The sequence below is a fragment of the Bradyrhizobium sp. SZCCHNRI20481 genome (genome assembly GCF_032485055.1).
Taxonomy (GTDB): Bacteria; Pseudomonadota; Alphaproteobacteria; order Rhizobiales; family Xanthobacteraceae; genus Bradyrhizobium.
In genome coordinates this window covers 285,315-307,202 of sequence record NZ_JAUEUE010000011.1, presented here as the reverse complement: position 1 = coordinate 307,202, position 21,888 = coordinate 285,315, and the positions used below count along the sequence as shown (strand labels likewise).

The following is a 21,888-nucleotide window of genomic DNA, read 5'->3' as shown; positions in this document are numbered from 1 at the left end:
CGACGATCGCGCCGTGCTCGTCGACCGCGCAGATCGACTGCGCCGCCGGCTCGTACACCGACACCATCACCGAGGAGCGGCTGAGCAGGTCGCCGAGCATGCGCGACAATTCCGGATTGCCGAGCGCGTCGACCAGGTGGACATGAAAGGCGCCGGACAGCCGCACCGAGGTCGCGCGATCACCGCGCCGCGCCGCCGCGTGCTCCTCTGCCAGATGCGCATCGAGCCGGGCGAGCAGGAGATCATCGACCCGCAGCACCAGCTGGCTGAGCACGCCGGCCTCGAGCACGCGATGCGCCTCATAGACCCGTCTGATATCATCGAGCGTCGGCCGCGGCACCCGCGCGCCGCGGTTCGGGATCATCTCCAGCCGCCGCTCGGCGCCGAGGCGGTGCAGCACCTTGCGGATGCGCTCGCGCGACACGCCGAAGATCGCCGCCAGCGGCGTCTCGGCGAGCTTGGTGCCGGCCTTGAGCTTGCCCTCCAGCAGCGCGCGCAGGATGGCCTGATACACCGCCTCGTCCTCGGCGGGATTGGCCTTCCCGATTCGCTGCGCTCGCATCGCCATGCTCCGTAGCTAGGCCCAAAGCCGCGGCAGGTCACCTCCAAAAAATGTGCACATTATGCTCGCGGCCGGGGAGGAGGTCGGTCGAGAAGCGGATCGAGGAAGAGCTCAGAGCAATGATCTCGTTGATGAATCCAAAAATGTGCACATTTGGCACGGCGCTTGCTGATCCTCGTGACACGTCACGCGACAGCTCACACGGGATCCTCTCATGCACCCCTTCTCCCGCCGCAGCCTCCTGAAAACCGGTGCGGCCTTCGCCGCCACCCTTGCCGCGCCCGCGCTGGTGCGCGCCGCCCCCAAAGAGATCGTGATCGGCGGCCCCGCCGGTGCCGCCAAATATTTCAACGCCGATCTGTTTCCGGTGCTGGAGAAGAAGCTCGACTGCAAGGTGCTCTACGAGGGGACGAACTCGCTGACCAATCTGCAGAAGATGCAGGCCGACAAGGCCAGCCCGAAGATCTCCGTCGTGATCATGGACGATCCGGTGATGCTGCCGGCCGCGGCCGAAGGGCTGATCACCAGGATGTCGTCGTCGGCGATTCCCAATCTCGGCAAGCTCGTCGACGACGCCGTGCACCAGGACGGGATGTGGGCCAACTACCAGAAGCCGTGGGTCGGCATCGCCTATTCCACCAGGCGCATGAAGACGGCACCTGGCAGCTGGGCCGAGCTGTGGGATGCGAAATACGACTCCAAGATCGTCGTGCCGTCGTTGTCCAACACCGAAGGATTCTGGACGCTGCTCGCCGCCGCGCATCTCGAGACCGGCAAGCCCTACAAGGAAGCGCAATACGAGATCGATGCCGGATTCAAGAAGATCAAGAGCCTGAAGGCCAATCTGCTGAACGTCTATACGAACGCACCGCAGGCCATCAATCTGCTGGAGCAGGGCGAGGCCTGGATGATCGGCGGCCAGTTCTCGGCCTATACCTTGATCCGCAAGGCCGACGGCTCGCCGGTCGATCTCGCGATCCCCAGGGATGGCGGCTTCTCGATGCCGTCGGGCATCGCCAAGGTCGCAGGCGCGCCGGCCGGCGATCTCGCCGACGCCGTGATCGACTTCTATCTCAGCCCGGATGCGCAGACCATCCTGGCCAAGACGGCCTTCATCGCACCGACCAGCAAGGCGACGCCGCTGCCGGCCGGCTATCCGGATCCGGCCTCGCTGTTCGCGCCCGACTGGGCCTTCATCGCCAAGAACCGCGCCGGCTGGGTCGATCGCTGGAGCAAGGAGATGACATGACCGCCGCGCCGCATCTCGTCATCAGCGGAGTCTCCAAGCGCTTCGGTGCGGCGACCGTGCTCGATCGCGTCGATCTCACCATCCGGCGCGGCGAGCTGGTCACCCTGCTCGGCCCGTCCGGCTGCGGCAAGACCACCTTGCTGCGTGCCATCGCCGGCCTGGCGCCACCGGACACCGGCACGGTTTCGCTCGCCGGGCGCGACGTCACCCATGTGCCGCCGCATCGACGCAATGTCGGCGTCGTGTTCCAGAGCTACGCGCTGTTTCCGCATCTCACCGTCGCCGGCAACGTTGCTTTCGGCCTGAAGGTGCGCGGCACGCCGAAGGCCGAGATCGATCGCGCGGTGGAGCGCGCGCTTTCGCTGGTCAAGCTTGGCCATCTCGGCGGCCGCCGCATCTCGGCGCTGTCGGGCGGCCAGCAGCAGCGCGTGGCGCTGGCGCGCGCGATCGCGGTCGAGCCGGACGTGCTGCTGTTCGACGAGGCGCTGTCGGCGCTCGATCGCAAGCTGCGCGAGGAGATGCAGGTCGAGCTGCGCCGTCTGCTGCAGGAGGTCAAGGCGACCGCGATCTTCGTCACCCACGACCAGGACGAGGCGCTGACCATGTCGGACCGCGTCGCGGTCATGAACAGGGGCCGCATCGAGCAGTTCGCCGAGCCGCGCGAGCTCTATGCCCGGCCTGCGAGTTTGTTCGCGCTCAACTTCGTCGGACTGTCGACGCGCATCGCGGGCCAGGTGGTCGGCGCGCATGACGGCACGGTGGACGTCGTGACGCCGGTCGGCCGTCTGTCGGCGCGCGGCGCGTTTCAGCCCGGCGCCTCGGTGATCGTGGCGACGCGGCCGGAGCAATTGCGTCTCGGCGCCGGAGACGGTGCCAACTCCGCGGCCGGACGGGTGCGCTCCGTCGTGTTTCAGGGCTCGCGGACTCTCGTGGATGTCGATGCCGGCGCCGGCGCGAGCCTGCTCGCCGAGCTGTCGGGGCGCGAGGCCGAGCTGCCGCGCGTGCACGACGAGGTCCGCTTCGCATGGCCGGTGTCGGAGACCTTCGCCTTCGCCGCCGAGGCTTGACCATGACCGACGCCGTGTTGCCAGCACCGATTGTCAAGCCCGCGCCCGATCGCGAGCGGCTCGCCGCGTTCGGCTTCGTCGCGCCATCGGCGCTGATCATCGCGCTGGTGTTCGTGCTGCCCTTGGCGCTGCTGCTCGGCGTCAGCGTGCTCGATGGCAAAGGCGGCATCACGTCGGCGAACTACACGCGGCTGCTCGGTACGCCCTATTATCTCGGAATCATCTGGAATTCGCTGCGGCTCGGCCTGCTGACGACGCTGATCGCCTTCCTCATCTCCTATCCCGCAGCGTTCGCGCTCGCCCGCGCCCGCGGCGCGTTGCGCTCGGTCCTGCTGGCGACCCTGTTCCTGCCGCTCGCAGCCTCTGTCATCGTCAAGGCGTTCGCCTGGACCATCCTGTTGCGCAGCGACGGCCTCATCAACACAGTGCTGATCACGCTCGGGATCATCGAGGATCCGATCCGCATGATCTTCACCCAGACCGCGCTGATAACAGGTGCCGTCAACATCTTCCTGCCGTTCATGGTGCTGCCGATCTACGCGGTGGTGGCGCAGCTCGACGGCCGCTACGCGGAAGCCGCGGCGACGCTCGGTGCCTCGCCGCTCGTGGTGTTCTTCCGCGTCATCCTGCCGCTGACCCTGCCCGGCATCATCGCCGGCGTGGCGCTGGTGTTCTCGCTGGCGGTGTCGGCCTATGTGGTGCCGACGCTTCTGATCGGCGAGAAATATCCGACGCTCGCCACCACCATCGCCAAGGCCTATCTGCTGGCGCGCGAACCCGGCTTCGGCGCCGCCGCCGGCGTCGTGCTGTTGGCGATTGCGGTCATCGTCGTCGCGCTCAGCACGCTGCCGTCGCGCGAGCCGACATGATGACGCGCGTCGCCATCATCATCTGCTGGCTGCTCGCGATTGGCCTCGCGCTGTTCCTGGTGCTGCCGCTTGTGGTGATCGCGGCCGCGTCAATCTCGCCGACGCCCGTGTTCGACCTGCCGCTGTCGGGCGCCTCGCTGCGCTGGTATGGCCGCATCGGGCGGCTCGACGGTTTCTGGCCGTCGTTATTTCTGTCGCTGCAGATCGCCGTGCTGTCGACCGTGCTCTCGCTGGTCGCCGGCACGCTTGCCGCGATCGCGATCGCCCGGGGCAGACTGCCGGGTGCAACCGCGATCGGGACGCTGCTCGTATCGCCTTTGATGATGCCGGGTCTCGTGCTCGGCATCGCGCTGTTGCAGTATTTCCGCATGATCGGTTTCACCGCGACCTGGAGCGCGCTGCTGGTAGCCCATCTCGTGGTGACCTTGCCCTATGTCGCCCGCACGATGATCGCAGGCCTCTCGCGCTTCGACTTCACCCTCATCGAAGCCGCGCGCACGCTCGGCTGCACCTATTCCGGCAGCGTGCTGCGCGTGATGGTGCCGGCGCTGGCGCCGTCGTTCCTGATCTCCGGCCTGTTCAGCCTGTTGGCCTCGTTCGACAACTATCCCGTCTCGATCTTTCTCACCGACGTGCGCTCGAAAACGCTGCCGATCCGCATGCTGCAATATATCGAGGAGGCGCCCGATCCGACGCTCGCGGCGCTGTCCACCCTCATTCTCGCCGGCACCCTGGTGCTGCTGCTGATCAGCGACCGCCTGGTCGGCCTGCACCGCATGGCTGGAACCGCGGATTGACACGATGACCCCACAGCCTGCTTTCCGCCGCGATCTCACGGGCTATGCCGGCAGGCCGCCGCATCCGCGCTGGCCCGACGACGCACGCGTCGCGGTGTCGCTGGTGGTGAATTTCGAGGAGGGCTCGGAATTCTCGGTGTGCGACGGCGATCCGAGCAACGAGGCGATCTACGAGGTCGTGCATCGGCTGGACGGCCCCGACCCCTGTATCGACAGCCATTTCGAATACGGCACGCGCGCGGCGTGGTGGCGTATCATGGACCTGTTCGACGCCCACGGCGTCAAGGTCACCGTCAGCGCCTGCGGCCGCGCCGTCGAGCGCTCGCCGGAGCTGGCACGGGATGCCGTGGCGCGCGGCCACGAGGTGTCGGCGCATGGCTGGCGCTGGCAGAGCCACGCCGGCATGGGCGAGACCGAGGAGCGCCGGGTGATCGCGCGCACGGTGGAGACGATCCAGCGCGTCACCGGAAAGCGTCCGCTCGGCTGGCATACGCGCTCGGCGGCGTCAGCGAACACGCGCCGGCTGCTGGTCGAGCAGGGCGGCTTCCTCTATGACAGCGACGCCTACAATGACGACCTGCCGTACTATGTCGCCGTCGCCGGCCGGCCGCATCTGGTGCTGCCCTACGCCTTCGACAGCAACGACATGCAGTTCTTCAACGGCTCGCGCTTCCGCGGCGCCGATTTCGCCGACTACGTCATCGACGCCTTCGACTGGCTCGCCCGCGAGGGCGAGACGGCGCCGAAGATGCTCTCGATCGGGCTTCATTTGCGCATGATCGGCCGCCCCGGCCGGATCGGCGCGCTCGACCGCATCCTGTCCCACGTGACCGGCAGCGGCGTGGCCTGGATCGCGCCGCGCGCCGACATCGCCCGGCACTGGCTGGCGACCGTGCCGCCACCCGGCACGACCTGACGGACCTTGGCCTGGTGACGGACTGGCGCGGCCCGGCCTGGCCGCCTACATCTGCGCCATGATCGATCCTCTCGCGCTAAAATCCTTCATCGACAGCCACCACCGGATCGTCGTGCTCACCGGCGCCGGCTGCAGCACAAATTCCGGCATTCCCGATTATCGCGACAATGACGGGCAGTGGAAGCGCACGCCGCCGGTGACCTATCAGGCCTTCATGGGCAGTGAGGAGACGCGCCGGCGCTACTGGGCGCGCAGCATGGTCGGCTGGCGGCGCTTCGGCCGCGCCCAGCCGAACGGCGCGCACCATGCGCTGGCGCGGCTGGAGGCGCAGGGCCGCTGCTCGCTGCTGGTGACGCAGAACGTCGACCGGCTGCACCAAGCCGCGGGCACCAGCAATGTTATCGACCTGCACGGCCGGCTCGATCGCGTCCGCTGCATGGGCTGCGGCGCGACGCTGTCGCGGGCCGCGTTTCAGGACGAACTGGCGAACGCCAATCCGCGCTGGCTGGCGCATGATGCCGCCGATGCGCCCGATGGCGACGCCGATCTCGACGGTGTCGATTTCGCTGAGTTCACCGTTCCGGCCTGTCACGCCTGCGGCGGCGTCCTCAAGCCCGACGTCGTATTCTTCGGCGAGACCGTGCCGCGCGAGGTCGTCGCCACGGCGCGCGACCATGTCGATCAGGCCGACGCGATGCTCGTGGTCGGCACGTCGCTGATGGTCTATTCCGGCTTCCGCTTCGTCCGCGCCGCCGCCGACCGCGCCATCCCGATCGCCGCCGTCAATCTCGGCCGCACCCGCGCGGATGAGCTGTTGTCGCTGAAGGTCGAGGCGCCGTGTGATGCAGCGCTGGCGTTTCTGCTCGAGGGATAGGGTAGGCGGTCCTCTCTCCGCCGTCATGGCCGGGCTTGACCCGGCCATCCAGCTTTTTAGTCTCTGTAGAGATGGATGCCCGGGTCAAGCCCGGGCATGACGAGAAATCAAGTCCAGGGGCTGCCTCACCGCGACTGCGGCTTCTCGCGGTTCTCGATGCGGTCCTTGTTGTTGACCTGCTCGTTCTCCGGCTTGCCGACCTCTACCGTCTTGCCGGCCTGGTTGCCTGGATTGTAGTGGAACTTGCCTTCGCGATGCTCGCCCGGCTGCTTCCGATCGGGATTGACATTGTCGGCCATGGAACTCTCCTGTCGCTGTGCCGGACAACGTCGCGGGCGTGATGCTTGTTCCGCGGCTGAGCGCCGCGGCCCCGTCCATGCGGCATCATCTCTCTGTGCGGACCGTCACGGAAGCAGCGCGCCCTGACCGTCATGATCCTCGCATGGGCTGCAGGGGCAGCCTCAAGCAACGAGGGACAAGGTCATGACGTCCAGCATTCGTCTTTTCGCCGCCGCCGCCATCGTCGCGGGCGCGGGCCTGCTCGCGTCAGCATCGACATCGCCGGCGTCTGCCGGCTGGGAATGGCTGGGCAACAAGAACTACATCAACTGCCTGCAGCTGTTTGCGAGCGGCAACTTCCTGATCCCGGCAAACGCCACCCCGGCCCAGCGTGCGGCGAAGCACGAAGCCGGCCGCCGCTACTGCAATCGCCAGTACTACGGCCACGACTGAGCATGGCGGCACAGGCGCAAGGCCAAGGCCGATCGCGGCCTCCGCCTTCGCTTGCGAGGCTCACGCCCCCGTCACGCGCCAGATGCAGTTGCCGACGTCGTCGGCGACCAGCAACGATCTGTCCGGGCCGATGACGACACCGACCGGCCGGCCATAGGAGAAGCTCTCGTCCGGCGCCAGGAAGCCGGAGAGGATGTCGCGCGCCGGGCCCGACGGTCGGCCGTTCTCGAACGGAATGAACACGACCTTGTAGCCGGACAGCTTGCTGCGATTCCACGAGCCGTGCTGGCCGATCACCATGCCCTCGGGGAAGCCGGGCAGGGTGCCCGCCGGCAGCCAGCACAGGCCGAGCGAGGCGGTGTGGCCGCCGAGCGCGTAGTCCGGCGTCAGCGCGGTCGCGACCAGGCTCGCATCCTGCGGCACCCGGTCGTCCACCGTCCTGCCCCAGTAGCAATAGGGCCAGCCATAGAAGCCGCCCTCGCGCACCGAGGTGAGGTAGTCCGGCGGCGTCTCGTCGCCGAGCCCGTCGCGCTCGTTGACGACGGTCCACAGCACCTGCGTCTGTGGCTCGAATGCCAGCCCCACCGCGTTGCGCAGGCCGGCTGCGAAGATGCGGCTCGCACCGCTGGCGATGTCCAGCTCATAGATGCAGGCGCGGCCCTCCTCGACCTCGAAGCCGAGCTCGGCAATGTTGGTGAGCGATCCGACGCCGGCATAGAGCTTGGTGCCGTCAGGGCTGACCAAAAGGCTGCGCGTCCAGTGCCCGCCCGGCTTGAACGTCGTCAGCCGCTGGCCGGCTGCGGTGATGCGCTCGGCGCCCGCAGAATAGGGGAAGGCTGTGATGCCGTCGGTGTTGCCGACATAGAAGGTGCTGCCGACCAGCGCCATGCCGAACGGCTGGCTGAGATTTTCCATGAACGCATTGCGGCGCTCGGCGGTGCCGTCGCCGTCGGCATCGACCAGCCGGGTGATGCGGTTGGCGCTGACGCCGAGCGCTGCGGCACGGCGCATCGTCGCCTGCATCGCATAGCCGAACATGTTGCGCACCGGGCTCGGGATCTGGGTGGCCTCAGCGATCAGCACCGACTTGTCCGGCATCACATAGATCCAGCGCGGATGGTCGAGTCCGGTCGCGAACGCATTCACCTTCAGCCCCGCCGCCGCCACCGGCTTTTCGCCGTCGCGCCAGCCCCGCGCCGTCGGCATCTTCAAGGTCGGCAGCAGGCCCTGCGGCTTCGCCACCGGGATCTGCGGCTGCGCCCCCCACGCCGGCTGCGGCGTCTCGCCCTGCAGCCTGCGCCACTGCAGCGCCGCATTGCCAACCAGCGCGACACTGCGCGCGACGATGGAGGAGAGGGTCATGAAACGTCCTGTGGGATGAGACAGAGGTAGGGTGTGATGGTCGAGATCCATAATACATCTCGCCGACGCGGCGGATGTGACGATTCTGCGGAGCGGGCGCGGTTGGCCTGCGTGCCCTGCATGCGCGGCGCTCCCCGCGTGGCTCAGGGCGCGCCGTCTGCATCGCTCCACGGGTTGAGGAGCGCGACGCCGGTGGCGACGAAATCGGCAGTGTTGCGGGTGACGACGGTCAGCCCGTGGACCAGCGCCGTCGCGGCGATCAGCGCGTCGCGCTCGGGCCGCGGGTCGGGCACATGCAGGCGCGCGCAGTGCTGCGCCACCGCGGTGTCGATGGCGAGAATACGGCCGTCGAAATGCGTCAGGATATGCTGGTCTATCCAGGCCCGCAGCGCAGCTCCCTGGGTCGGGTCTCTGCGCGCAACGCGCTGCGCGCCCAACTCGATCTCGAGGATCGAGATCGCCGAGAGGAAAACGCTCGCGGCGGGCCGCGCTGCGGCCCAGGCGACGACGTTGCGGTTCGCCTTGTCGCGGCGCCTGAGCTCGGAGACGACGTTGGTGTCGAGCAGGAACATCAGTCGAGGTCGGCGGGCCGGCCGATCGGCCCGGCGATGCGCGGCGGCTCGAAATCGAAATCGGTCCCCGGCTGCGCCAGCGCGTCGGCGAGGCTCATGCCGCCGCCGGCCAGGCGGAGATAGTCTTCGATGGTCAGCAGCACATGCGCCGGCCGCCCGCGGTCGGTGATGAACACCGGCCCGTTGGCCGCTTCTTTCTTAGCGCGGCCAGTGTCCTGGTTGAACTCGCGGCTGGTCAGCGTGGTCATGGCCGGCCTCCTGGCAGTGGTCGTTATCCCTCTGACGGCAGAGCATATGTAGAGACGTTACTACATTCAAGCGCGATGGTGACGGCGACTGGCGACGGGCGTGTTGCTCACGCTGCCCACCGCCGGTCGCATCCGGACATCCGCCGTCGGATTCGACCTCTCACCGCGAAGCCGATGCGCCCCTCCCCCTTGCGGTGAGGGGTCGGGGGTGGGGGTAGCCCAGTCGTGCGCTGGTCATGATCGATCGAATGAATGCCCGCTCCTCATCGTGCAACATCGCATCGGTGATTGCGGCGGAGGGGGCGCGCTGAGAGAGCCGCCAACACGCACGACATCGCCGCAGCCGTGGCGCCGTCATTGAATTGCACTACAGTGGTGTCACATGCTGCCGGCGCGTCGGTGGCAGGGCAACAATGGAAGTCAGGGGGATGCACGGCATGATGGGGGTGATCAATTCAGGCGCAGCGCAATCGTCTGCGTCAGGTGTCGCTCTCACGCGTGGGCTCTGCCGATGACGTCGCTCGACAAGTCCGCCTTCACGCCGCACGCTCTGCGCGAGAGCGTGCTGAACGAGGTGCATGCGCGGCCGTTCACGCCGCTGACGCAGCCGGTGCTGGTGATCCGCTTCGCCTTCATGGCCAGGAAAGGCGTCGAGGGCGACAGTCCGGCGGTCGACCGCGCCAGCCTCACCGCGTTCTGCGCGCAGCATGGTGCGCTGCCGCCGGAGCCGGGCGTGAAGCATCACCAGGTCGATCTCGGCCCGGTTAGGCTGCGCTTCGAGCAGCATTCGGAATTCGCCACCCTCACCTGGATCTGGAGCCCGCCGGCCGGCGCCGGCCCGCGCCGCTTCGGCGCCATCGCGCCCGAGCTGCAGGCGCTGATCGCGGCGCTGCCGCAGGCCGGCGAGCTGCTGGTGGCGGTCAAGCTCGAGGTCGAGAACGCCGCCGATCCGGTGGCGCGCGCCGAGGAGATCTTCGACAAGAGCAGCCTCGCCATCGTTGCGATCAAGGGCAGCGCCGGCGCGGTCGCCTCCGACTTCCGCCTCGACGACGACGGCTTCACCCGCATCCTGGTCTGCGCCGATGGCCCGACGCCGGAGCGGCTTGGCGCGCTGGTGCAGCGCGTGCTGGAGCTCGAGACCTACCGCACCCTGGCGCTGCTCGGCCTGCCGGCCGCGCTGGCGCTGGCGCCGGATGTCGACCGCATCGAGCGGCGGCTGGTCGAGGTGCTCGCGGAGATGCAGGGCGCGCAATCGTTCAAGCTCAACAACCATTTGCTGCGCGAGCTGACCGAGCTCGAGGCGCTGCTGGAGCGCGGCGCCACCGGCAGCCTGTTCCGGTTCGGCGCGAGCCGCGCCTATTACGACCTGGTGCAGGCGCGCCTAGCGGTGATCGAGGGCGAGCCGGTCGCGCCGTATTCGAGCTGGTCGTCGTTCCTGGCGCGGCGCACCGCGCCGGCGATGCGCACCTGCAACGCGCTGGAGGGGCGGCAGTCGAACCTGTCGCTCAAGCTGGCGCGCGCCGCCGATCTGCTGCGCACCCGCGTCAATGTCGAGCTGGAGCAGCAGAACCGCGACCTCCTGCGCTCGATGAACGAGCGCACCAAGCTGCAGCTGCGCCTGCAGAGCACGGTCGAGGGCCTGTCGGTGGCCGCGATCGGCTACTACGTCGTCAGCCTGTTCGGCTATCTCGCCAAGGGCGCGCATGACAGCGGCCTGCCGGTCGAGCCGACGCTCGCCACCGCCGCCTTCGTGCCGGTCGCCATCGCGCTGATCTGGTTCACGACCCACCAGATTCGCAAGCGGCATCTGAAGGAGGACCACGAGGCGGAGAAGACCGAGCACGAGTGACGCGCGGCGCTTGCCAGCGCGCGGCGAGGCGGCTAAGCGGCGGTCTGACGGGACAGAGGCGATGAGACGATGAGCGGCACGACAATCGAATTCCTGGTTCACGCAGGCGGCGGGGCGACGCGGCAGCAGATCACGCTGAGCCGCCTTGTCATCGCCGGCTGGACCGGGCGCGATCCGGTCGCGCGCGACAAGCACATCGCCGAATTGGAAGAGCTCGGCATTCCCCGGCCGGCGACGACGCCGATCTATTACGAGGCCGCGGCCAGCCGGCTGACCACATCCGACAGCATCGAGGTCAGCGGCGGGGAGTCCTCCGGCGAGGTCGAGTTCGTGCTGGTGAAATCGCGCGGCAAACTGCTGGTCGGCGTCGGCTCCGATCATACCGACCGCAAGGTCGAGACCTACAACATCACCGTCTCCAAGCAGATGTGCGACAAGCCGGTGGCGCCGGAGCTGTGGCTGGTCGACGACGTCGCCGCGCATTGGGACCGGCTGATGCTGCGCGCCTACGCGACCATCGGCGGCGAGCGCGTGCTGTATCAGGAGGGCGCGCTGAGCGGCATGCTGGCGCCTCTCGATCTGATCGCGCGCCGCTACGGCGAGGCCGGCCTGCCCGAGGGCACCGCGATGTTTGGCGGCACGTTTGCCGCCAAGGGCGGCATCCGCCCCGCGGACCGCTTCGAGTTCGAGCTCGCCGATCCCGTGCTGAACCGCGTCATCCGCCATGGCTACGCGATCGAGCAGCTCGCCATCGCCGGCTGATCGGGACGCGCGCGATCACGATCGTGTGCGGCGAGGGTGGACCGGGTGAGCGTCCGCTACGGCAAGGGCCTGTTAAGCAAGACGGCCTAGGGTGTCGGAGTGTACCGAAGCGGGACCGCCGCGCATCAGGCGTCCGCGTCCGGCACGATCCTGTCGCGACATGAGACGCGGAGCGGCTGGCAAATCCTTAACCGATCCCTACCTGATCATGGCTCATTCGACGGGTCGGAGGACAAGGGCGATTAACTAGAAGTTTAGGAATTGGTTGTGCGCGTGGATACCTCCCTTAAGGGTTTTATTAAATACCCCGGGAATTGGGAGAGTGCGATGCGCGTCGCGATCGTCCACGATTGGCTTTACGTTCTGGGCGGCGCCGAGAAGGTCCTGCAGGAGATCTTGCGCTGCTATCCCGGCGCCGACGTCTTCGCGCTGTTCGACCTGCTGCGTCCCGAGGACCGCGCCAAGCTGGGATTCGAAAAGTCGCATACGACGTTCCTGCAGAAGATGCCGTTGTTGCGGAAGTATCACCGCTCCTACCTGCCGCTGATGCCGCTCGCGATCGAGCAGCTCGACCTGTCGAGCTACGATCTCGTGATTTCCTCTAGCTGCGCGGTGGCGAAGGGCGTGCTGACCGGGCCGGAGCAGGTCCACATCGCCTATGTGCATTCGCCGATGCGCTATGCCTGGGACCTGCAGCACCAGTATCTTCAGGAGAGCGGCTACGCCACCGGCGTCAAGGGCCTCATCGCCCGCACGTTGCTGCACAAGATGCGGATCTGGGACGCCCGCACCGCGCACGGCCCCGACGCCATCTTCACGAATTCGCAGTTTGTCGCCCGCCGCATCAAGAAGGTCTACGGCCGCGACGCCAAGGTGATCTATCCGCCGGTGACCATCGCGCAGCGCGATGCGATCCTGCCGGTCGGCAACCACTTTCTCGCCGCCAGCCGGCTCGTGCCCTACAAGCGCATCGAGCCGATCGTGCGCGCCTTCAATACCATGCCGGACCTCGAGCTGATCGTGGCCGGCGACGGCCCGGAGGCCGCGCGGCTGAGGTCGATCGCGGGGCCGAACGTCAAGTTCGCCGGCTTCGTGCCCGACAAGCAATTGCGCGATCTGATGACCACCGCCCGCGCCTTCGTGTTCGCGGCGGAAGAGGATTTCGGCATCATCCCGGTCGAGGCGCAGTCCGAAGGCGCGCCGGTGCTGGCGCTCGGCCGGGGCGGTGCGCGCGAGTCGATCCTCACCACGGGGCCGCGGCCGACCGGCATGTTCTTCGGCTCGCCCGAGCCCGCGGCGATCGCGGCCTGCGTGCGATCGTTCGTGGCCAAGGAGAAGTCGATCTCGCGTCTCGATTGCCGCCAGCGCGCCGGCTTCTTCTCGGCCGAGCGCTTCCGCAGCCAGTTCGCCGCGGCGGTCAACGAGGAGCTCGAGCATTTCCGCGCCGGCCATCAGGGCCGCGCGACACGGCTGATTGCGTAACGTTCATATGTGGTGCAGGTGCAGATCATGAGGCAGGCGGGACTTACGGAAGCCTTGTCCGGCCTCGACGCGTTGGGGCGGATCTGGCGCCGTCGCGGCGTGTTCGCCATCGTGGCCGGCGCCGTCCTCGCGATTGCGGTGATCGCCCTCGTCGTATTGCCGGTGCGCTATCTCGCCACCGCCTCGGTGATCATCGCCGAGCAGGAGCCCGGCGCCAACACCTCGGCGGCATGGGCGCAGAAGGTCGGCGACCCCGCCGACATGGAAAGCCAGCTGCTGGTGATCCGCTCGCCGCGCCTGTTGCGGCAGATCATCTCGTCGCCGGGTGTTGCCGACGCGGTCGTCAGCGAATGCGAGCGCGGCCGCCTGCTCGGTTCGACGGATGCGTGCCAGCGTCTCAAGACGGATGTCGGCGCGTTCATCGACCACGTCGAGAGCCGCTTCAGCGTCGCCTCCGCCGGCCGCTCGCGCGTCATCAACATCTCCTATCAGTCTGGTCTCCCCGACGTCGCGCAGACGCTCGCCAACGCGCTGACGCAGACCTTCCTCGAGGATCAGCGGACCGAAGGCGCCAACAGCCGCGAGGTCGCGAGCTCCTGGCTGTGGCAGGAGCTGAAGCAGCTCGATCAGCAGCTGCGCGAGTCCGATGACAAGATCCAGAAGTTCCGCCGCACCAAGGGGCTGATGCGCGGCGCCAATGCTCCGATCTCCTCGGAGCGGCTGACGAGCATCGGCCAGCAATTGTCGCAGGCGGAGGCCGCGCGGGCCGAGGCCGCGGCGCGGCTGCAGGAGATCAAGTCGGAGCAGGAGCGCGGCCCGACTGATGCGCCTTCGGTGCTGCAGAGCCGGACCATCGCCGACCTCAAGCAGCAGCTCACGACGGTGAGCGCGCAGCTCGCGAGCGCCGCCGGCGTGCTCGGTCCGAAACATCCGTCGATCCTGGCGCTGACCCGCGAGCAGGGGAGCATCCAGCAACGTCTCGTCGACGAGATGCAGTCGATCGCCGCCAGCGCGCAGAAAGCGTTCGATGCCAACACCGCGCTGGTCAATTCGCTGAAGAAGCAGATGGAGACCGCCAAGGCCGAGGCCGGCTCGGCCACGCTGGACGAGGCCTCCATCGAGAGCATGGTGCGCGACACCGAGATCAAGCGCCAGCAATATGCCGAGCTCTACAAGAAGGCGAGCGAGCTCGAAACCGAGCGGCGCGTCCTGCGCGGCAGCACGCGGCTCGTCAGTCTCGCCGAGCTGCCGAGCAAGCCGTTTTTCCCGAAGAAGATCCCGTTCCTCGCCGCCGGCATGACGCTCGCGTTGATCTTCGGCGTCGGCGCTGCGCTGCTCGCCGATCAGCTCGGCGCGCGCCTGATCAGCCCGCCCGTGCCCGTCACTCCGGAAGCGCCGGCCCAGCAGGTCGAGGCGCCCGCTGTCGACGAAGCTCCGGCCATCGTCCCTGAATTGGCCGAGAGTGTGACCGCACCGGAGACGGCGACGCCACCGGCAGCGCCCGAACGAAGCTCTCATCTCCCGAGCGTCGCCGACGTTTCGATCCTGGCCTGCTTGCCGCGCCTGAAGAGCCTGCGCGAGATGTCGGCGCTCGGCGCGATCCTGCAAGGCCATCAACCGCTGGCGATCCCTCGCGTCTTGCGCCTCGCCTCCGAGGACACCGATTTTCAGCACACCCTGCATGATCTCGTCCACGAACTCGGCTTGAAGCGGTCCACCCGATCGCAGCGCATCGTCGTGACCTCTCCCGATGCAGGAGATGGCAAGACGACCACGGCCTGTGCGCTGGCAGAGCACCTCGCGGCCGCCGGCCGGCGCGTGCTGGTCGTCGAGTGCGACGTCTCGCATCCCGCCTTTGCCGAGATCATGGCCCTGCCGGCAAGCCCCGGATGGCTCGGCGCGCTGGAGCGCGGGACGCCGCTCCGGGACATGATTCTGCCGACCGCGCATCCCTCGCTCGACGTGCTGCCGATTGGTGCGACGACCGGTCCGGTCGGCGACATTCTCGACGCGATCAGCCTCGACGGTCTCCTCGCTGGTCTCGATGGCTATGATGCCGTGATCGTCGACACGCCGTTGCCGTCGCAACGGAACGACTTCCTTGCCGGTACGGACTGGTCGATCGTCTGTGTCCGCAGTGACCGGTCGTTGATCGAGCCGGCGGTCGTGACGGTGAACAGGAGCAGGGCACTCGGAGCCCGCGATGTCGGCATCGTCGTCACCATGACCGACGTCGAGCACCGCAGCACGCCTGTGGTCCAGACCGCGCCCGTGGCAGCCTACGCCGGAGCCGGGTGATGTCGACCGAGCGTGTCCTCTTCGTCGATCACACCGGGCAGATCGGCGGCGCCGAGTTGATCCTGCTCGATGTCGTCCAGGGCCGCAAGAATTCATCGGTGTTCCTGTTCGAGCCGGGCCCGCTCGGCAAGGTGCTGGCTGAGCGCGGCATGTCGGTCATCACGTCGCGCTGGGGCCGCGGCCTGGGGCAGTTCAGACGCGACAGTTCGTGGCTCGAGGCGCTGCCGCTGTTCGGCAGACTCGCGGCGATCACCGCGGAGCTCGCGCATGTCGCACGCAGGCATGACGTCCTCTATGCCAATTCGCAGAAGGCCTTTGTCCTGTCGGCCATCGCCAACATCGCGGCACGGCGGCCGTTGATCTGGCATCTGCACGACATCATCAGCCCGGCCCATTTCGGCGCGCTGCAGCGTCGCATGCAGATCTTTCTCGCCAACCGCTTCGCCGCGAAGGTCGTCGTCCCCTCCGAAGCCGCCGCAGCCGCCTTCATCGAGGCCGGAGGTCGACGCTCTCTCGTCGAGATCGTGCCCAATGGTCTCGCCGTCGAACCCGTGCCCGCGTCGCGCCAGGAGCTGAGGCAGCGGCTCGGCCTGCCGTCGGGACCGCTGGTCGGCGTGTTCAGCCGGCTCGCGCGGTGGAAGGGGCAGCATGTTCTGATCGAGGCGCTGGCCGAATTGCCGGACGTGCACAGTATCATCGTTGGCGACGCGTTGTTCGGCGAGCAGGACTACGCGGCTGAGCTGAGACGGCTGATCGCGGAGCTGGGCCTCGGCGATCGCGTTCACTTCCTTGGGCATCGCAGCGACGTGCCGCTGCTGATGCAGGCGGTGGACGCGATGGTGCATCCGTCGATCGATCCCGAGCCGTTCGGCCGCACCCTCGTCGAAGCCATGCTCGCCGGCGTGCCGGTGATCGCCACCGATGCCGGCGCTGCTCCGGACATCCTCGACCATGGCCGGGCCGGCCTGCTCGTGCCGCCTGGTGATGCGCGTGCGCTGTCCGAGGCTTTGGACGCGGTGCTGGCTCAACCCGAGATCCTCGCGCGACAGCTCGACTACGCGTCGCGCCGCGCGCGCACCCATTACAGTCTTGCACGCATGCTGGACTCGATCGGGCTTCTGATCCGCAATGTCGGTGCGGGAGCGGCGGTGTGAGCACGATCGTCACACCTGCCCCGTCCTCCGAGCGGCGCATGGTCGATCTCGTCGTGGATTGCGATCCGCTCGGCCCGCTGTTCGCCATTCTCGCGCCGGTGCTGTCGTGGCCGAAACCGCTCGAGGACGGACAAGTCCCTGCGCGATGGAAAGGGCCGCCGGCCGTGTCGGAGGACGCCGCATGAGCGCCTCCGGTCCTTCGCTCAAGCGCTTCAGCGCGCTGCTGATCAGCGGTGCGCTGGCGAGCAAGATGCTCGGCTTCGGCCGCGAGGTGCTGATGGCGCATGTGCTCGGCGCCTCGCTCATCGCCGACGGCTTTCGGGCCGCGATGGCGGCCGTGCTCATCCCGCTCGCATTTCTGCAGAACGAGAGCGTGCCGGCGATCATGATCCCGATGCATCGCGAGGCGCTGCAGCGGCCGGATGCCGCGCGCAGCCTCAGTGCGCTGACGATCGTCATTGCCATCGTGTCGAGCGCGGTGACCGCGATCATCCTGCTGCTGGGCGAGCTCTGGGTGAACGCCGTCGTCGGCGGCTTCTCGGCGGAGGGGCGTGAGCTCACTTTGCATTTCGTGCGCATGATGGCGTTCGGCATGCCGGCGTCCGCGGTCCTCAACGTGCTGGCGGCCGGCGAGATCGCGCTCGGGCGCACGCGGCTGACCAATGTCCGCGCCAGCCTGCTCAACGTCGCAGTGATCGGCGGAATCGGCCTGCTTGTGCTGACCGGCGACGCCTACATGCTCGCCTGCGCCTTCACCGTTGCTTTCAATGGCCTCGCCGCCTGGGGTCTGTTCACGCTGTGGCGCGAGGGCGGGCTGAGCGTCTCCGGCCTGACCGCCGGCATGGTGATCGACAAGGGTGTCGAATTCTTCCGCCGGCTGCGCGTCCTGCTTGCGTTGCCGCTGGCCGAGCAGGGCAATGTCTGGATCGAGCGCTTCACGGCGTCGCGGCTGACGACGGGCGCCGTCGCCTCGCTGGACTACGCGCGCTCGCTGACCGAGAGCGCGCTGCTGCTGATCAGCCAGCCGCTCGGCATGGCGGTGCTGTCGCAGCATGCCCCGCACGATCCGCGCGCGCAGACCGAGGCGCTGCTGCGGCCGCTGCTCGCACTGATCTTGCCGGCCTCGGCGTTCCTGCTGGTCTTCTCGACCGACATCGTCCGCCTGATCTATTTCCGCGGCGCGTTCGGCGACGAGGCCCTGCTGCTGACCTCGCATGCGCTCAAGGGCATCGCCTGCGGCGTCTGGGCTGCGACCCTCGGCTGGATCCTGATCCGCCTGCTCAACGGCGCGGGGCGCAACGGCGTCGCCGCGCTGATCATCGTCTCTGCCTATCTCGCCAACATGGGTTTCAACCTGCTGATGCCGCTGTTCGATCCGTCGCCGGCGGCCGGCATGCAGTTGCTCGGAGTTGGCGAAGCGATCCGCAGCCTCGTGCTGCTGTCGGGCGTGGTGTTTGTGCTCGGCGATGCGCGAAAGCTCCTGCTCGTGATCGGCTTGGCCCTGCTGCCGACCGCACTGATGGCCGTGCTCGGCCTGATGATTCAGACCTCCGTGCCGGGCCTGCTGCCGCGCCTGTTCGCCGGCGGATTGGCCTATATGCTCTGCCTGGCCTTCGCGATCGGCATCCTGCTGCCGGCCGTGGTGGGCACGGCGCTCCGCCATGTTCGTCGTACGTTCAAGATGAAGGGAGAGCTGAGTTGACCCTGTTGGCCCTCGCTGCCGCCAAGGCCATGATGGCATCCGGTGCCTTCGTCCTTCCGCTCGCCAAGGTCGCCGATCGTGTGCTCGGCCCGCGCGGCTGTTGTTTGACGTTCCATCGCACCGCGCCCGCGGAGCAGTGGGAGCGTCTGCCCAATCGCGGCTTCTACGTCGATGCCGACTTTCTCGATCGTTTCCTCGGCTATGTCCTCGACCAGGGTTGGGATGTCGTCACGATCAGCGAGGCGCTGCGCCGGACGGCAAGCGCCGAGCCGCCCGGCCGCTACGTCAACTTCTCGATCGATGATTGCTACCGCGATACGTGCGAGCTGCTGGTGCCGGTGTTCCGCAGGCACAAGGTGCCGGTGACGCTGTTCGTGACGACCGGCATTCCCGACGGCACTTTGCCGCTGTGGGCCGCCGGCTTGGAGGATGCGCTGCTGCACAGGGACCACGTCACGGTCGACGATGAGCGGATCGCGCTGTCGAGCGCCGAGCAGCGCCGCGCGGTGTTTGCGCAGGTCGCCTCGCGCTGGGATGGCCCGCAGGCCGCGGATCGTTACGCCGCGTTCTGTGCCGCCAACGCCATCGACATCGATGCAATGCATTGGAAACATGCGATCTCCTGGGACATGCTGGAAGCGCTGGCGGGGGATCCCCTCATCGAGATCGGAGCCCACACCGTCTCGCATGCGCGCATCTCGTCGCTGCCTCCGGAAGCCGCCCTGCGCGAGCTGGCCGGCGCGCGGCTGCGATTGAACGAGCGGCTCGGCATCGACGTCCGGCACTTCGCGTTTCCTTACGGGCGCGCCGCCGATTGCGGGCCGCGGGACTTTGCGCTGGCGCGGCAGGCCGGATTCGCCAGTGCTGCGACCACGCGCAAGGGCCTTGTCAAAGCCGGGCAGGATGCGTTTTCGATTCCGCGCAACACCATGAACGGCGCGCATCGTACGCTGGCGGCGATGGAGCTGCATCTCACCGGCTTCAGCGGGACTGCAGCGAAGGTGATGGGCCGTGTCTAGCAGGGGCCGCTTGCGGATCGTCTCGATTGCGCATCCTGCCACCAGCAGCGAGGCCGGCCGGCTGCGCTACCGCCATCTCGCCTCCCGGCCCGACGTCGATCTGCATCTTGTGATGCCCGAAGTGTGGAAGGAATTCGGCCGCACCATTACCGCGCCTCACTCCAACGAAGGGTTTCCCGTCCATCGGCTTCCGATCCGGCTGCCGAACGCCGGGCCGATGAAATGGTACCTGCACTTCTATCCAGCACTGCGTCGCCTGCTGCGCGAGCTCGATCCGGACGTGATTCATCTTTGGGAGGAGCCCTGGAGCATCGTCGCGCTGCAGGCGCAGATGCTGCGTGGTCGTGCGGCGCTCGTGCTCGAGGTCGACCAGAACATCCTGAAACGGCTGCCGCCGCCGTTTGAGGCGATCCGCAAATTCGTCCTCGGCCACACCGCTCACATCCTGTCGCGCAGTCCCGACGCGACTGAGGTCGTGAGGGCGCGCGGCTACACGGGTCCGGTGACCCCGATCGGCTATGGTGTCGATCTCGCGACCTTCATGCCGGCGGATGATCCGTCGAATGCGACGACCGGCTCGCCGCTGCGGCTCGGCTATGTCGGCCGGCTGGTGGTCGAGAAGGGTCTCGACGATGCGCTCGATGCGCTCGCACGGAGCAAGTCGGCGGCCACGCTGAGCATCATGGGTGAAGGTCCGCACGAGCCGCATCTGCGCCGGCGCGTGGCCGAACTCGGCTTGAGCGGGCGCGTCACGATCCAGGGCTGGGCTTCACCGGCCGCGGTCGCGGCCTTCCTGCGCGGCCTGGACGCATTGCTGCTGCTGACGCGAACCACGGACGCGGTGCGCGAGCAGTTCGGCCGGGTGATCATCGAGGCCCAGGCCTGCGCCATTCCGGTGATCGGATCAACCTGCGGAGCGATTCCGGATGTCGTCGGCGACGGCGGCTGGATCGTGCCGGAGCAGGATCCCGGCAGCCTGTGTCGGCTCATCGATGAGCTCAGCGGCCAGTGGGCGGAGCTCGCCGTTCGCAGTGAGGCGGCCCGCGCAAACGTGCTCCGGCGCTTCACCTATGATGCGGTCGCGGCGGCGATTGAAACGGCATGCCGTGCGGCCCATCAGTCGAGAACCGCATCCTGCCTCGCTCGCCCACAGCGGCTGCAGACGAATTAGCTAGGCCTTCAGCGGCAGTGCAATCGCTGCGTGGCCAGGCTGTCGCTTGGCGGCATCGATCTGCTTGAGCAGCTCGATGTATTGCAGCCCGATCTGGTCCCAGCCATAGGTCTGCGCGGTCGCATGGGCGCCGTCCTGCAGCCGGCGCATCAGTGCGGGATCGGCGAAGACCGCCGCGAGCTTGGCCGCGATGTCGTCGGCGTCGGCCGCGATGCGGAAGCCGTTGACGCCGTCGTGCAGATAATCCTCGATTCCGCCGACCGGCGTTGCGAACACCGGCACCGCGCAGGCCATGGCCTCCATGCAGACGAGCGAGAAGGTCTCATAACTCGTGGGGAGCACGAAGGCATCGGCCGCCGAGTACAGCGCCGGCAGGTCCGAGCGTGGGCCGGCGAAGATCAGTCGTTGCTGGGCGTTACGCGCCAGTCTGCGGTAGGGCGCGGGATTGTCCGAGCCGACGACCAGCAGCCAGACGTCGTTGCCGAGCCGATCGAGCGCGCCGATCGCATGCGCCAGTCCCTTGCGGTTGAATTCGTGGCCGACGAACAGCAGCAGGCGCGCGTTCTCCGGGATGCCGAACTCGCGCCGGATGGCCTGGCCGCCGACGGCGTCGCGCTTGAAGCGCGCGAGATCGATGCCGTTGGAGATGACATGGATGCGGGCGGCCGGCACGCGGAAGAAGCGCTGCAGCTCCGCGGTGACGCGGGAGGACACCGCCACGAACGCCTGATACCGCAGGCCTCCGATCATGAATCGGTCGCGCAGCGCGACCCACAGATGCATCGGGTTGAGCATCCAGCGCCAGCTGCCGGCGGCGCGCTTCTCGGCCAGGCTCTGCGCATTGACCGCATGCACGATCAGCACGTCGCCCTTGAGACTATCGCCGTGGCTGACGACGACGGCATCGGGGTGCCGCGCCAGCGCCCGTGTCGCAGCGAGCGTGAACAGCGGCACGACCACGGCGCGGCCGATGTGCCGAAACAGTCCGCGAGTCGGAATCCGCGCCAGCCATGGCGCAACGCGCTCGACCCTTATCGTGTGTTCGAGATTGTCCGCGACGGTGCTCGCGAGCACGACGTTCGATAAACCATTCCGGCCGAAAACGCGCGCCAGCTCGATAGCAACGGTTTCCACGCCGCCCGCATTGCTTATCTCTTGAACGATCTGGACAATCTCAAACGTCATAACGGAAATCTAAGGGAT

The 21,888-nt window shown here is 67.7% G+C and carries 22 protein-coding genes; 16 read left to right on the top strand and 6 right to left on the bottom strand.

From position 1 onward, the window contains the following. Positions 1–568: GntR family transcriptional regulator (locus QX132_RS19925; protein ID WP_316162554.1), on the bottom strand; the 568-nt coding region annotated here is incomplete at its 3' end. A gap of 208 nt (positions 569–776) precedes the next feature. Between QX132_RS19925 and QX132_RS19920 the strand changes: the two genes are divergently transcribed. The 6 genes from QX132_RS19920 to QX132_RS19895 are packed head-to-tail and all read left to right on the top strand — an operon-like array spanning position 777 to position 6,334. Further along, the gene (locus tag QX132_RS19920) at positions 777–1,811 is read left to right on the top strand and encodes an extracellular solute-binding protein (protein ID WP_315797869.1); all 1,035 of its coding nucleotides are present in this window, start codon (positions 777–779) and stop codon (positions 1,809–1,811) included. Then, positions 1,808–2,878 (top strand): ABC transporter ATP-binding protein, encoded by a 1,071-nt coding sequence (locus QX132_RS19915; RefSeq protein ID WP_316162552.1) that lies wholly within the window; start codon positions 1,808–1,810, stop codon positions 2,876–2,878. Before QX132_RS19920 ends, QX132_RS19915 begins: the two co-directional genes overlap by 4 nt. Positions 2,879–2,880: 2 nt before the next feature. Then, complete coding sequence (locus tag QX132_RS19910) at positions 2,881–3,747, top strand: ABC transporter permease (RefSeq protein ID WP_315781573.1); 867 nt, start codon at positions 2,881–2,883, stop codon at positions 3,745–3,747. After that, positions 3,744–4,544, top strand: a complete 801-nt coding sequence (locus QX132_RS19905) for an ABC transporter permease (RefSeq protein ID WP_315781570.1) — start codon at positions 3,744–3,746, stop codon at positions 4,542–4,544. The genes QX132_RS19910 and QX132_RS19905 overlap by 4 nt, the downstream gene beginning before the upstream one ends. Positions 4,545–4,548: 4 nt before the next feature. Beyond that, positions 4,549–5,460, top strand: a complete 912-nt coding sequence (locus tag QX132_RS19900) for a polysaccharide deacetylase family protein (protein WP_316162550.1) — start codon at positions 4,549–4,551, stop codon at positions 5,458–5,460. Between the two features lie 58 nt (positions 5,461–5,518). Next, positions 5,519–6,334 carry an NAD-dependent protein deacetylase gene (locus QX132_RS19895; protein ID WP_316162548.1) on the top strand — a complete coding sequence of 272 codons (816 nt, stop codon included), beginning with the start codon at positions 5,519–5,521 and terminating at the stop codon, positions 6,332–6,334. Between the two features lie 125 nt (positions 6,335–6,459). Here QX132_RS19895 and QX132_RS19890 read toward each other — a convergent pair whose 3' ends face one another. After that, positions 6,460–6,633, bottom strand: coding sequence for a hypothetical protein (locus QX132_RS19890; RefSeq protein ID WP_315740815.1), 174 nt, complete (start codon positions 6,631–6,633; stop codon positions 6,460–6,462). A gap of 184 nt (positions 6,634–6,817) precedes the next feature. Between QX132_RS19890 and QX132_RS19885 the strand changes: the two genes are divergently transcribed. After that, complete coding sequence (locus tag QX132_RS19885) at positions 6,818–7,066, top strand: hypothetical protein (protein WP_315740814.1); 249 nt, start codon at positions 6,818–6,820, stop codon at positions 7,064–7,066. Positions 7,067–7,126: 60 nt separating this feature from the next. On the opposite strand, the gene QX132_RS19880 is transcribed toward QX132_RS19885, so the two are convergent. The 3 genes from QX132_RS19880 to QX132_RS19870 form a co-directional block, all read right to left on the bottom strand. Continuing rightward, positions 7,127–8,428 (bottom strand): sorbosone dehydrogenase family protein, encoded by a 1,302-nt coding sequence (locus tag QX132_RS19880; RefSeq protein ID WP_316162547.1) that lies wholly within the window; start codon positions 8,426–8,428, stop codon positions 7,127–7,129. A gap of 143 nt (positions 8,429–8,571) precedes the next feature. Further along, entirely contained in the window at positions 8,572–9,000 is a 429-nt protein-coding gene (locus QX132_RS19875; protein ID WP_315777254.1) for a type II toxin-antitoxin system VapC family toxin, read from the bottom strand. After that, positions 9,000–9,248: a type II toxin-antitoxin system Phd/YefM family antitoxin gene (locus QX132_RS19870; protein ID WP_315770518.1), complete on the bottom strand. Its 249-nt coding sequence runs from the start codon at positions 9,246–9,248 to the stop codon at positions 9,000–9,002. The genes QX132_RS19875 and QX132_RS19870 overlap by 1 nt, the downstream gene beginning before the upstream one ends. A 511-nt stretch (positions 9,249–9,759) precedes the next feature. Here QX132_RS19870 and QX132_RS19865 point away from each other — a divergent pair. The 9 genes from QX132_RS19865 to QX132_RS19825 all read left to right on the top strand — a co-directional run bounded on the left by QX132_RS19865 (position 9,760) and on the right by QX132_RS19825 (position 20,685). Further along, complete coding sequence (locus tag QX132_RS19865; RefSeq protein ID WP_316162544.1) at positions 9,760–11,097, top strand: DUF3422 domain-containing protein; 1,338 nt, start codon at positions 9,760–9,762, stop codon at positions 11,095–11,097. A gap of 69 nt (positions 11,098–11,166) precedes the next feature. Continuing rightward, a complete protein-coding gene (locus QX132_RS19860; RefSeq protein ID WP_316162542.1) occupies positions 11,167–11,859 on the top strand; it encodes a DUF2848 domain-containing protein in 693 nt (230 codons plus the stop codon). A 327-nt stretch (positions 11,860–12,186) separates the two neighbouring features. Beyond that, complete coding sequence (locus QX132_RS19855) at positions 12,187–13,341, top strand: glycosyltransferase (protein ID WP_316162540.1); 1,155 nt, start codon at positions 12,187–12,189, stop codon at positions 13,339–13,341. Positions 13,342–13,368: 27 nt separating this feature from the next. Continuing rightward, positions 13,369–15,639: an exopolysaccharide transport family protein gene (locus tag QX132_RS19850; RefSeq protein WP_316162538.1), complete on the top strand. Its 2,271-nt coding sequence runs from the start codon at positions 13,369–13,371 to the stop codon at positions 15,637–15,639. Continuing rightward, positions 15,636–16,793 carry a glycosyltransferase gene (locus QX132_RS19845; RefSeq protein ID WP_316162537.1) on the top strand — a complete coding sequence of 386 codons (1,158 nt, stop codon included), beginning with the start codon at positions 15,636–15,638 and terminating at the stop codon, positions 16,791–16,793. The genes QX132_RS19850 and QX132_RS19845 overlap by 4 nt, the downstream gene beginning before the upstream one ends. After that, complete coding sequence (locus QX132_RS19840) at positions 16,790–16,978, top strand: hypothetical protein (RefSeq protein ID WP_316162535.1); 189 nt, start codon at positions 16,790–16,792, stop codon at positions 16,976–16,978. Before QX132_RS19845 ends, QX132_RS19840 begins: the two co-directional genes overlap by 4 nt. After that, a complete protein-coding gene (locus QX132_RS19835; protein WP_316162533.1) occupies positions 16,975–18,495 on the top strand; it encodes a lipid II flippase MurJ in 1,521 nt (506 codons plus the stop codon). Before QX132_RS19840 ends, QX132_RS19835 begins: the two co-directional genes overlap by 4 nt. Further along, on the top strand, positions 18,492–19,514 hold the full coding sequence (locus tag QX132_RS19830; protein ID WP_316162532.1) for a polysaccharide deacetylase family protein: 1,023 nt from the start codon (positions 18,492–18,494) through the stop codon (positions 19,512–19,514). The genes QX132_RS19835 and QX132_RS19830 overlap by 4 nt, the downstream gene beginning before the upstream one ends. Then, on the top strand, positions 19,507–20,685 hold the full coding sequence (locus tag QX132_RS19825) for a glycosyltransferase (RefSeq protein ID WP_316162530.1): 1,179 nt from the start codon (positions 19,507–19,509) through the stop codon (positions 20,683–20,685). The genes QX132_RS19830 and QX132_RS19825 overlap by 8 nt, the downstream gene beginning before the upstream one ends. Here the strand turns inward: QX132_RS19825 and QX132_RS19820 are convergent, their stop codons facing one another. Beyond that, the gene (locus QX132_RS19820; RefSeq protein ID WP_316162528.1) at positions 20,686–21,870 is read right to left on the bottom strand and encodes a glycosyltransferase family 4 protein; all 1,185 of its coding nucleotides are present in this window, start codon (positions 21,868–21,870) and stop codon (positions 20,686–20,688) included. Positions 21,871–21,888: the final 18 nt, after the last annotated feature.

Coding starts and splice junctions, on each gene's coding strand:
- QX132_RS19865 (WP_316162544.1), top strand. CDS start 9,760: ATGACGTCGCTCGACAAGTCCGCCTTCACGCCGCACGCTCTGCGCGAG.
- QX132_RS19855 (WP_316162540.1), top strand. CDS start 12,187: ATGCGCGTCGCGATCGTCCACGATTGGCTTTACGTTCTGGGCGGCGCC.
- QX132_RS19910 (WP_315781573.1), top strand. CDS start 2,881: ATGACCGACGCCGTGTTGCCAGCACCGATTGTCAAGCCCGCGCCCGAT.
- QX132_RS19885 (WP_315740814.1), top strand. CDS start 6,818: ATGACGTCCAGCATTCGTCTTTTCGCCGCCGCCGCCATCGTCGCGGGC.
- QX132_RS19890 (WP_315740815.1), bottom strand. CDS start 6,633: ATGGCCGACAATGTCAATCCCGATCGGAAGCAGCCGGGCGAGCATCGC.
- QX132_RS19875 (WP_315777254.1), bottom strand. CDS start 9,000: ATGTTCCTGCTCGACACCAACGTCGTCTCCGAGCTCAGGCGCCGCGAC.
- QX132_RS19915 (WP_316162552.1), top strand. CDS start 1,808: ATGACCGCCGCGCCGCATCTCGTCATCAGCGGAGTCTCCAAGCGCTTC.
- QX132_RS19820 (WP_316162528.1), bottom strand. CDS start 21,870: ATGACGTTTGAGATTGTCCAGATCGTTCAAGAGATAAGCAATGCGGGC.
- QX132_RS19895 (WP_316162548.1), top strand. CDS start 5,519: ATGATCGATCCTCTCGCGCTAAAATCCTTCATCGACAGCCACCACCGG.
- QX132_RS19880 (WP_316162547.1), bottom strand. CDS start 8,428: ATGACCCTCTCCTCCATCGTCGCGCGCAGTGTCGCGCTGGTTGGCAAT.
- QX132_RS19870 (WP_315770518.1), bottom strand. CDS start 9,248: ATGACCACGCTGACCAGCCGCGAGTTCAACCAGGACACTGGCCGCGCT.
- QX132_RS19850 (WP_316162538.1), top strand. CDS start 13,369: ATGAGGCAGGCGGGACTTACGGAAGCCTTGTCCGGCCTCGACGCGTTG.
- QX132_RS19905 (WP_315781570.1), top strand. CDS start 3,744: ATGATGACGCGCGTCGCCATCATCATCTGCTGGCTGCTCGCGATTGGC.
- QX132_RS19900 (WP_316162550.1), top strand. CDS start 4,549: ATGACCCCACAGCCTGCTTTCCGCCGCGATCTCACGGGCTATGCCGGC.
- QX132_RS19835 (WP_316162533.1), top strand. CDS start 16,975: ATGAGCGCCTCCGGTCCTTCGCTCAAGCGCTTCAGCGCGCTGCTGATC.
- QX132_RS19860 (WP_316162542.1), top strand. CDS start 11,167: ATGAGCGGCACGACAATCGAATTCCTGGTTCACGCAGGCGGCGGGGCG.
- QX132_RS19920 (WP_315797869.1), top strand. CDS start 777: ATGCACCCCTTCTCCCGCCGCAGCCTCCTGAAAACCGGTGCGGCCTTC.